This is a genomic window from Pedobacter sp. 01N416 (genome assembly GCF_056399685.1).
In genome coordinates this window covers 1-9636 of record NZ_JBFTRT010000364.1, presented here as the reverse complement: position 1 = coordinate 9636, position 9636 = coordinate 1, and the positions used below count along the sequence as shown (strand labels likewise).

Genomic DNA, 9636 nt, shown 5'->3' with positions numbered 1-9636 from the left:
ACCATGAACCACAAATTTTTACTTTCCCTTATTGTCTGTGTTGCAAGCTTTAATTTTTATGCTACCGCGCAAAAGAAACCCAATGTAATTATCATCTATGCCGACGATTTAGGTTATGGCGACCTCAGCTGTTACGGCGCAACAAAAATAAAAACCCCAAATATTGACGCATTGGCAAAACAAGGGCTGCGATTTACCAATGGTCACGCAACCGCATCTACCTGTACACCTTCGCGTTATTCCTTAATGACCGGAAGATATGCATGGCGTAAAAAAGGAACAGATATATTGCCAGGCGATGCTGCATTGATTATCCCAACAGATAATAGTTCTCTACCATCAATTTTTCAGCAAGCTGGTTATAAAACAGGTCTTGTTGGCAAATGGCACTTAGGCTTGGGCAATGCAGTAGAAAAAGACTGGAACAAAGAAGTAAAGCCCGGGCCAAAAGAAGTCGGTTTTGATTATTCCTTTATTTTCCCGGCTACGGCCGATAGGGTACCTACTGTTTTTATGGAAAATCAATTGGTGGTAGGTTTAGATCCTAAAGATCCGATTACAGTTGATTATAAAAGTCCGGTTGGTACTGATCCAACAGGAAAAGACCATCCAGAACTGTTAAAAATGCCTGCTGAAGCTAATCATGGGCACAACCAAACCATTGTAAACGGCATTGGCCGTATTGGTTATATGCAGGGAGGCAAACTTGCCCGCTGGACTGATGAGGAAATTCCATTTACCTTTTTAACCAAAGCAAAAAATTTTATCGAAGATCATAAACAAGAGCCGTTTTTCCTTTATTATGCGTTAACAGAACCGCATGTACCGCGTTTATCTTCCACCATGTTTAAAGGGAAAAGTGAACTGGGCAATCGTGGTGATGTAATTTTACAACTCGATTGGGCAGTTGGCGAAATAACAAAACAACTAAAATACCTGGGCCTTGATAAAAATACGATGATCATTTTCAGTAGCGACAACGGTCCTGTAATTATGGACGGTTATGAAGATCAGGGTTTCGAAAAATTAAACGGCCATACACCTGCAGGTAGTTTACGCGGAGGCAAATACAGCATTTTAGAAGGTGGTACACGTGAACCTTTTATTATTTCGTGGCCAGCAAAAATCAAACCGGGTGTTTCTGGAGCCTTAGTTTCACAGATTGATTTTTTGGCCTCATTTGCCAGCTTTTTCAACGTAGAAGGCAAAAATGCAATTGACAGTAAAAATGTGTGGGATGCTTTTACCGGAAAAGACCAAAAAGGCCGTGATTTCTTCGTTGAACAAAGTAACCAACTGGCAATTGTTAAAGATAACTGGAAATATATCAGGCCATCAAAGGGAGAAGCTTTTTATAAACTTACCCATACCGATAGTGGAAACCTGCCTACGGCGCAACTGTATAACTTAAATGATGATTTGGGTGAAAAGAACAACCTTGCACTAAAATATCCGGAAAAGGTGAAAGAATTGGAAACTTTATTAAGTACCGAAGAAGCGAAAACCAAATAAAACAGATCTGTTGGTCGATTTCCCCTGACCAACTCGATTTATGCAATACCATTTTAAAGACGTAAAACCAATCTTCTTTTATGCTGTTTTATATAATAGCTTAAAAGAAGATCATGGAAAACACAAAAGATAACAACAAAAATCTGGGCAATAAAAATGCTGATAACGGCGCCGATAAAACCAATATGCCCGATCAGCAGGTGCCGCGCCACCGGAGCAACGATAACGAAAAAAAAAATAGTGTTGAAACTGAAGCGGGTAACCTAGGCAGAGATTTCGGAATGGGCGATTTTGGTTCGGAAGAAGCAAGAACAGATGCCGAAAAAGGTAATAAGGGAGAAGCAGGAAATATGCCCAATACCACAGAAAAATAAAAGCCCCCGATGTAAAATCGGGAGCTTTTCCTAACAACTAAAAAATAGCACTTATTGGTGCTTTTATCCTACTTTAAATGCAGGGGCAACATCATCAAGACAAGTACAGGTTACTTTTAAGTCTTTAATGATTCCTGTTTTTAAACTGTAAACCCAGGCATGTACGGCTAACTCCTGGCCATTGGCCCATGCACTTTGTACAATTGATGTATTGGTTACATTTGCAGCGCCCTCAATGGCATTTAATTCAACTAAGCGGTCAAAACGCTGATCAGGATCTTTGATTGTAGCCATTTCACGTTCGTGCGTACGGTATACATCGCGGATATTTCTCAACCAGTTATCAATAATTCCAACCTGTTTATTGCCTAATGCAGCTTTCACGCCACCGCAGCCATAATGGCCACAAACAATAACGTGTTTTACCTTTAATACATTAATAGAATAATCGAGTACTGAAAGTAAATTCATATCAGTATGCACCACCACATTGGCGATGTTTCTATGTACAAAAATATCGCCTGGTCTGGTGTTGGTAATCTGGTTTGCGGGTACACGGCTATCAGAGCAACCAATCCACAATACCGGTGGGCTCTGGCCTTCAGAAAGTTTATCAAAAAAGGTAGGATCACTGTCGATTGTATCTTTAACCCAGTCCTTATTGCCTTGTAACAGGCTATCGTATGTTATATCTTTCGTATCTATTGTTTTTGCGCACATATTATAACTTATTAATATCTTCTTCTACTTTTATATTTAATTTTGGTACTGCATAATGTTTTTGGATATTCTCCAATGTGACGATAATACCTTTGGTATAGGCATTATGTTTGTAATTATAAATCGTTTCCAATACATCTGGATCGATATACCTGGCATTCGAACCGTCAATAATTACATCTGTTTCTTTCGGAATATTCGTTAAAACTACTTGTATTGCTGCTTTGTTCAGAAAAGAAACCTCTTCTGCCAGTTTAATCCTGATGTGCTTTTTATCACCTTCATTTGTAATTCTGTAAAAGAATGGGTTACGCATATTGGTACGGAGTAAATAGAAAATAGAAACCAACATACCAACTGCCACACCTTTTAACAGATCGGTAAATAAAACTGCTACAACCGTAACCACAAATGGAACAAACTGGTCCCATCCTTTATGGTACATGTGTTTAAATAAACTGATGCGCGTTAATTTATAACCCGTTACCAAAAGAATGGCAGCCAAACACGACAATGGAATCATGTTAATTAAACCTGGGATAAACAGTAATGATAACAATAGCCAGGTGCCGTGAAAAATAGCCGACATTTTGGTTCTACCGCCTGCATTAACATTTGCCGAACTACGAACAATTACCGATGTCATAGGCAAGCCACCAACCATACCACTGGTAATGTTGCCTAAACCTTGGGCGATTAATTCTCTATTTGTTGGCGATACACGTTTAATTGGATCTATTTTATCTACTGCCTCTATGCTTAATAAAGTTTCTAAACTTGCCACAACAGCAATAGTTGCAGCTGTTATATAAACATTTTTATTAGCCAACTGAGAGAAATCGGGCATGGTAAACAGGCCTAAAAATTCGCCAAAACCGCTTACCACTGGAATTTTCACCATCTGATCGGCACGTAGCGGATGATCGGTACCAGCAAAAAGTATAGTTCCAAGAACCCCAAGCATTACCACCAACAATGGTGCAGGTACAACCGCTAATTTTGGAAATTTAGGCCAAATAATCAGAATAGCTATCGATAATAAACTGATAACCACAGCAGCCAAACTAAAATGACTTACCGCTGCTGTAATCGCAGAAAAAGTATTTTCGTGATCTTGCTGAAAGAATCCTTCGTCGCCACTAAAATCGGTATCAACACCCAACGCATGTGGTAACTGTTTTAAAATCAAAATCAATCCGATTGCTGCAAGCATCCCCTCAATTACACTCGAAGGGAAGTAATTACCAATAGTTCCGGCTTTTACCAGGCCTAAAATCATTTGGAATACCCCTGCCAATACAACTGCAAGTAAAAAGGTTTGATAACTCCCCAAAGATGTTATGGCACCCAAAACAATAACGGTTAAACCCGCTGCAGGGCCACTAACGCTCAATTGCGATCCACTGAAAGAGGCAACCACTACCCCTCCAATAATACCAGTGATTAAACCAGCAAATAACGGTGCACCTGAGGCTAGTGCAATACCTAAACACAATGGCAAAGCCACTAAAAACACTACAATACTTGCAGGTAAATCTTTCTTTAAATTCTTTTTAAGAATATATTTCTTCACGTCCGAACCTGAAAAGGCCGGGTTAAACTTTTGCATAACGATATAATTATCTAGTAAATTTTAACGAATAAATCGCGGAGGAATCTTAAAAGCGATCAAGGAACAAGCATATCGTATAAATATTTAACACAACATACCCGCTCAAATTACTGATTGCAATAAGTTACCCCAATAAAAATGACTAAATAAAGTTAGGCGGCGGTGTTGGTACCGTAGGGTGATATGGATCTACATATCTTTTGAAATGTTCGATAAAACTGCTCTTCAGAAAGAAATGGCTTGAAGAGAACTCGTAAGAAAAGATAGGATGATTAAGTTCAACGAGTTTGAAATCGGTAAATTTTGCAGTGTCTTTGGCGGTATCTTTTCCGCCTTCATGCTCTAACTCGATTTGCATGATTACAGCGTTCATGATTTCCTTGTCAATACTCGTACAAAATACCGGCGCACCAGATATACCCATCTTCGCCATGAAGATGAACATGAATGAGGCAACGATTAAATACTTGTATTTCCTTAAAAACATCTAAAATCCTAATGTTGTTTTAATACTAACGGTTACAAAAATAAACGGATAATTGGTTTTTCAATGCTTTAAGCTGTAAAAAAAATGTAATATAACAGATAGGCGATTGCTTTCGACACAAAAAAAATTACTGTTTAAAGATTTTTGGAAACAATGGTCCCGTTATAAAATTAAATTAAAAATGAAGGGTTAGTATTTCATAGGTGCTGTAGCCCCGCCATTCGCTAATTCCGATGAAGAATCGGAACCGCTGCTGTCGGGTTTAGTGAACAGCGGTTTGTTTTCCAAGCACAGGCCTAAGTTAAATAAACCCGATTGCCCGGAAGCGCTTCCGAGCCTTAATCGGAACTTGTAACAAAAAACGGGACCTAACCTGTATAATCTTTAGACATTTTTGTATTTTATCGTCACCCTGAATTTATTTCAGGGTCTTAATGGGCAGAAAGATGCTGAAATAAATTCAGCATGACGATCGCGACTCTAGCCAGCCATCTGCTTTACTCAACATCGCATGCTGGACTAGGATAAAATAACACCTCGTTTACCTTGCATTACCGCTAGTAATTTTTAATTTTAAAATCTCATAGCGTTGCAATGGACAAAAAAATAGCATTACTTAAAGATAAGATTAACCAGGCAAACCTTGGCGGTGGACAGACCCGAATCGATAGTCAGCATAAAAAAGGTAAACTTACCGCCCGCGAGCGCATTCATTTTTTAATGGATGAAGGGAGCTTTGAAGAAATTGGCATGATGGTTATGCACCGAAGTACTGACTTTGGAATGGAACGCGAAAAATATCTTGGTGATGGTGTAGTAACGGGCTATGGAACAATTAATGGCAGGTTAACTTATGTATTCTCTCAGGATTTCACCGTGTTTGGAGGTTCACTCTCCGAAACCCATGCAGAGAAAATTTGCAAGCTTATGGATATGGCCATGAAAAATGGTGCACCACTGATCGGTTTAAATGATAGTGGCGGTGCCCGTATTCAGGAAGGAGTTGTTTCTTTGGGCGGCTATGCCGATATCTTTTATAAAAACGTACAGGCTTCGGGCGTAATTCCGCAGCTATCGGCCATTATGGGACCATGTGCAGGTGGAGCTGTTTATTCGCCAGCCATTACCGATTTTATTTTAATGGTAGAAAATACTTCTTATATGTTTGTTACAGGCCCAAATGTGGTTAAAACGGTAACACACGAAGAAGTAACCTCAGAAGAATTAGGAGGTGCCAGCACACATGCTACAAAATCGGGCGTTACCCATTTTGCCTGTGCCAACGAAATTGAGGCTATTAACCATGTAAAGAAACTACTGCGCTATATGCCGCAAAACTGCGAGGAAACAGCCGATCATTTACCTTACGACACAGCTGATGAAAGCCGACCAGAATTAAACACTTTTATGCCAGAAAATGCTTCGCAACCTTACGATATACGTGAAGTGATTTCTGCCGTGGCCGATACGGACAGCTTTTTAGAAGTACATGCAGCTTATGCTGAAAATATTGTGGTAGGCTTTGCCCGCCTTGCAGGGAGAAGTATTGGTATTGTAGCCAATCAGCCCGCTTATTTGGCAGGCGTTTTAGATAGCAATTCTTCTACCAAGGCAGCACGTTTTGTCCGCTTTTGCGATTGCTTTAATATTCCATTATTGGTATTTGAAGATGTTCCAGGATTTTTGCCAGGTACAGATCAGGAGTGGAATGGCATTATCACCAATGGGGCAAAATTATTATACGCTTTTAGCGAGGCTACTGTACCACGCATTACTGTAATTACCAGAAAGGCTTATGGTGGCGCTTATGATGTGATGAACAGCAAACATATTGGTGCAGATATGAACTACGCATGGCCAAGTGCAGAAATTGCTGTAATGGGTGCTAAAGGTGCTGCAGAAATTATTTTTAAAAGAGAAATTACTTCAGCAGAAAACCCTGAAGAGAAATGGTTAGAGAAAGAAAAATTATATTCAGATATCTTCGCAAATCCTTATCGCGCGGCCGAACGCGGCTTTGTTGATGAGGTGATTGAACCAGCCCAAACCCGTACAAAGTTGATAAAAGCCTTTAAGATGTTGGAAAATAAGGTGGTGAATAATCCAAGAAAGAAACATGGAAATATACCTTTGTAGAAAATAATCTCAGCCATTGGTCCATAGTAAGGTTTGTATCAATCCAGACTATTGAGACTCATGACTGAGGACTTCCGACTTAATACTAAATGCAGATTACTCAGAAATTATCACGCGCCGATATCCTCCTCATGGCTTTTTGCACAGGCCTGATTGTTGCAAATATTTACTACTGCCAACCTTTGGTAATCTTAATTGCAAAAGATTTTAACCTCACCGAAACCGATGCCGGACGGATTACCTACCTCACACAGATCGGTTATGCTTTAGGTCTTTTCCTTTTAGTGCCGCTGGGTGATATGTTTGAGCGCAAAAAACAGATCCTTGTAATTACCGGACTTGCAATCTTCGCCTTACTGGTTGCCGCGGTTTCACATACCTTTTTTGTACTGGAAGTTGCCTCAATTTTAATTGGTACCTGCTCTATTGTACCCCAGTTGATATTGCCCTTAGCGGCTAATTTAAGCACCGATGAAAATCGCGGGGCCAATATTGGAATGATTATGAGTGGTTTGCTGGTCGGAATTTTAGCTTCGCGGGCGGTAAGTGGCAGTATTGGCTTTTGGCTAGGTTGGAGAGCCGTTTATTATATTGCGGCCGGAATTTGTGGCCTGCTTATTCTTTTAATGGCCAAGCGTTTTCCACAAAGTTATCCTGCCTTTAAAGGCACCTACAAAGAACTCATGCGTTCGATGTTCAGTTACATTAAAACCCAACCTGCCTTAAGGGAGACTTCGATTATTAACTTTCTGGCTTTCGCCATTATTAGCGCATTTTGGACTACAATGGTATTGTTTCTGGCTAACCCACCCTTTAATTTCCAAACCCTGCAGATTGGGTTATTTGGAATTGCTGGCGCAGCAGGCGCATTGGCAGCGCCATTGGTTGGAAAGTTAAGTGATGGTAACAATCCGCGCAAAAACTTAATGATTGGTTTTATATTACAAATCGTTAGTATCGCCTTGTTTTATTTTACTGGCAGCCATTTGTACCTATTTGTAATTGGCATTGTGCTTATAGACATCGGTCAGCAAGCTATACATGTAACCAACCAGACCCGAATTTACACCTTAATACCAGAGGCCAGAAACAGACTGAACACCATTTTTATGTCGGTTAGTTTTATTGGTGCCAGCTGTGGCTCAGCTTTGGGTTTGTGGCTGTGGGACCAAGGCGGATGGGCATTATTCTGTTATGGAATGACGGGAATAATTGTCCTTAATATCTTAATTTATCAGTTCTATGGAAGAAAAAACAAATAACTAATCAATAAAAATTTCATGAAATCTAAAAACGCGATCAAAACATTTTCGGCCTTACTTATTTTCCTGGCCATTTTTGGTAAGGCAAAAGCTCAAGACAGCACAAAAGTAGAACAGCCAACCGAAGTAAAATCATTAAATAAAATCAGGTTGACCATATTGGGACTTGGCTACGAAAGGGAGCAAAAAGTGGGTAAAACAACTTCAGTTTATTTTGGTGCGGGGGCGCAAGGCGTTTTTATTTATCGAACTGAGATCTCCATTGATAACAATTATAATTTTAGCTTTAACACAGACACAGATTTCAAAGTTTACCCGGCTCTTAATGCAGGATTTAGGCACTATTACAATTTTAACAGAAGGATTAAAAAAGGTAAAAGAACCTTAAATAACAGTGCTGGTTATGTCGGGCTTGATGTATTAGCCATTATCCCAACACAAAGTGATACCGTATATGGTTATCAGATTAATATTATGCCGCAATGGGGATTTCAAACTGCTGTTCGTAGAAAAGTTAACTTCGAGTTGGCTTTAGGCCCTTTAGCTGCAATTAACAAAACCGATACTTATTACGGAATTGGCGGAAAAATCGGCTTTAGCTTTTTATTATAACTATGGTTCAAATTGAGCAAATATTCCCTTCTCTAACCTGGCGGATCAGGCATGAGGCCATGTATCCAGAATTACCTTTTGATAGCGTAAAGCTTCCGGATGATTTTGAAGGCATCCATTTTGGATTATACCTCGATCATAAGTTAACAGGAGTAGTTTCTTTGTTTCATGATGGGGATGTTTACCAATTCCGTAAACTTGCCGTTCTGCCCGATACTCAAAAAGCAGGTTATGGCTCACAACTAATGGCCTATATCCTTGATTTTTGTAAAATTCAAAAAGCGACAAAACTATGGTGCAACGCACGTGTAAATGCTAAGGAATTTTATTTTAAATTTGGCTTCCACGAAACCGATAAAACCTTTTTTAAAGATGGTTACGATTTTGTAGTAATGGAAAAAGAACTTTAAATTACCAACCGTCATGCTGATCCGATAGCTATCGGATTTAGTTCAGCATCTCATTAATCAGATTCTGAATCAAGTTCAGGATGACGAATAATTATAGAATAATATTATGGCTAAGAAAAAAGACGACGAAAAGAAAAAACATGTTGCTGTGGTAACTAAAAAATCGCTGCAGTTTCTTGAAGAATACATCAATAATCCTGCTCCTACCGGCTACGAATGGGAAGGGCAAAAACTTTGGTTAAACTATTTAAAACCATATATCGATGAACACTTTATCGATAACTACGGTACCGCTGTAGGTGTTATTAATCCTAAAGCTGCTTTTAAAGTAGTTATAGAAGCACATGCCGATGAAATTTCCTGGTATGTAAATTACATCACCGCAGATGGTTTAATTTATGTAATCCGAAATGGTGGTTCAGATCATCAGATTGCGCCATCAAAACGGGTGAATATTCATACTGAAAAGGGATTGGTTAAAGCAGTATTCGGTTGGCCAGCGATCCACACC

General features: G+C 39.4%; 9 protein-coding genes and 1 pseudogene. 7 read left to right on the top strand and 3 right to left on the bottom strand.

Annotation, left to right across the window (positions count from 1 at the left end; translation table 11 throughout):
• Both AC1DND_RS18835 and AC1DND_RS18830 read left to right on the top strand, forming a co-directional pair.
• The coding region (locus AC1DND_RS18835; protein ID WP_477583944.1) for a sulfatase family protein at window positions 1-1512 on the top strand (1512 nt) is incomplete at its 5' end.
• A 113-nt stretch (window positions 1513-1625) separates the two neighbouring features.
• Window positions 1626-1886 (top strand): hypothetical protein, encoded by a 261-nt coding sequence (locus tag AC1DND_RS18830; RefSeq protein WP_440827097.1) that lies wholly within the window; start codon window positions 1626-1628, stop codon window positions 1884-1886.
• A gap of 63 nt (window positions 1887-1949) precedes the next feature.
• Here the strand turns inward: AC1DND_RS18830 and can are convergent, their stop codons facing one another.
• The 3 genes from can to AC1DND_RS18815 all read right to left on the bottom strand — a co-directional run bounded on the left by can (window position 1950) and on the right by AC1DND_RS18815 (window position 4591).
• Window positions 1950-2606 (bottom strand): carbonate dehydratase, encoded by a 657-nt coding sequence (gene can / locus AC1DND_RS18825; RefSeq protein WP_215124766.1) that lies wholly within the window; start codon window positions 2604-2606, stop codon window positions 1950-1952.
• Window position 2607: 1 nt separating this feature from the next.
• A complete protein-coding gene (locus AC1DND_RS18820; protein ID WP_477583942.1) occupies window positions 2608-4215 on the bottom strand; it encodes a SulP family inorganic anion transporter in 1608 nt (535 codons plus the stop codon).
• Between the two features lie 145 nt (window positions 4216-4360).
• A complete protein-coding gene (locus tag AC1DND_RS18815) occupies window positions 4361-4591 on the bottom strand; it encodes a hypothetical protein (RefSeq protein ID WP_230146655.1) in 231 nt (76 codons plus the stop codon).
• A gap of 708 nt (window positions 4592-5299) precedes the next feature.
• On the opposite strand from AC1DND_RS18815, the gene AC1DND_RS18810 reads away from it, so the two are divergent.
• The 5 genes and pseudogenes from AC1DND_RS18810 to AC1DND_RS18790 form a co-directional block, all read left to right on the top strand.
• Window positions 5300-6841 (top strand): acyl-CoA carboxylase subunit beta, encoded by a 1542-nt coding sequence (locus tag AC1DND_RS18810; protein WP_477583940.1) that lies wholly within the window; start codon window positions 5300-5302, stop codon window positions 6839-6841.
• Window positions 6842-6930: 89 nt separating this feature from the next.
• Entirely contained in the window at window positions 6931-8103 is a 1173-nt protein-coding gene (locus AC1DND_RS18805; RefSeq protein WP_251030049.1) for an MFS transporter, read from the top strand.
• Between the two features lie 18 nt (window positions 8104-8121).
• Entirely contained in the window at window positions 8122-8715 is a 594-nt protein-coding gene (locus tag AC1DND_RS18800) for a hypothetical protein (RefSeq protein WP_477583939.1), read from the top strand.
• Between the two features lie 2 nt (window positions 8716-8717).
• Window positions 8718-9125, top strand: coding sequence for a GNAT family N-acetyltransferase (locus AC1DND_RS18795; RefSeq protein WP_477583938.1), 408 nt, complete (start codon window positions 8718-8720; stop codon window positions 9123-9125).
• A gap of 106 nt (window positions 9126-9231) precedes the next feature.
• Window positions 9232-9636, top strand: a pseudogene (locus AC1DND_RS18790) (M42 family peptidase); the annotation flags it as partial.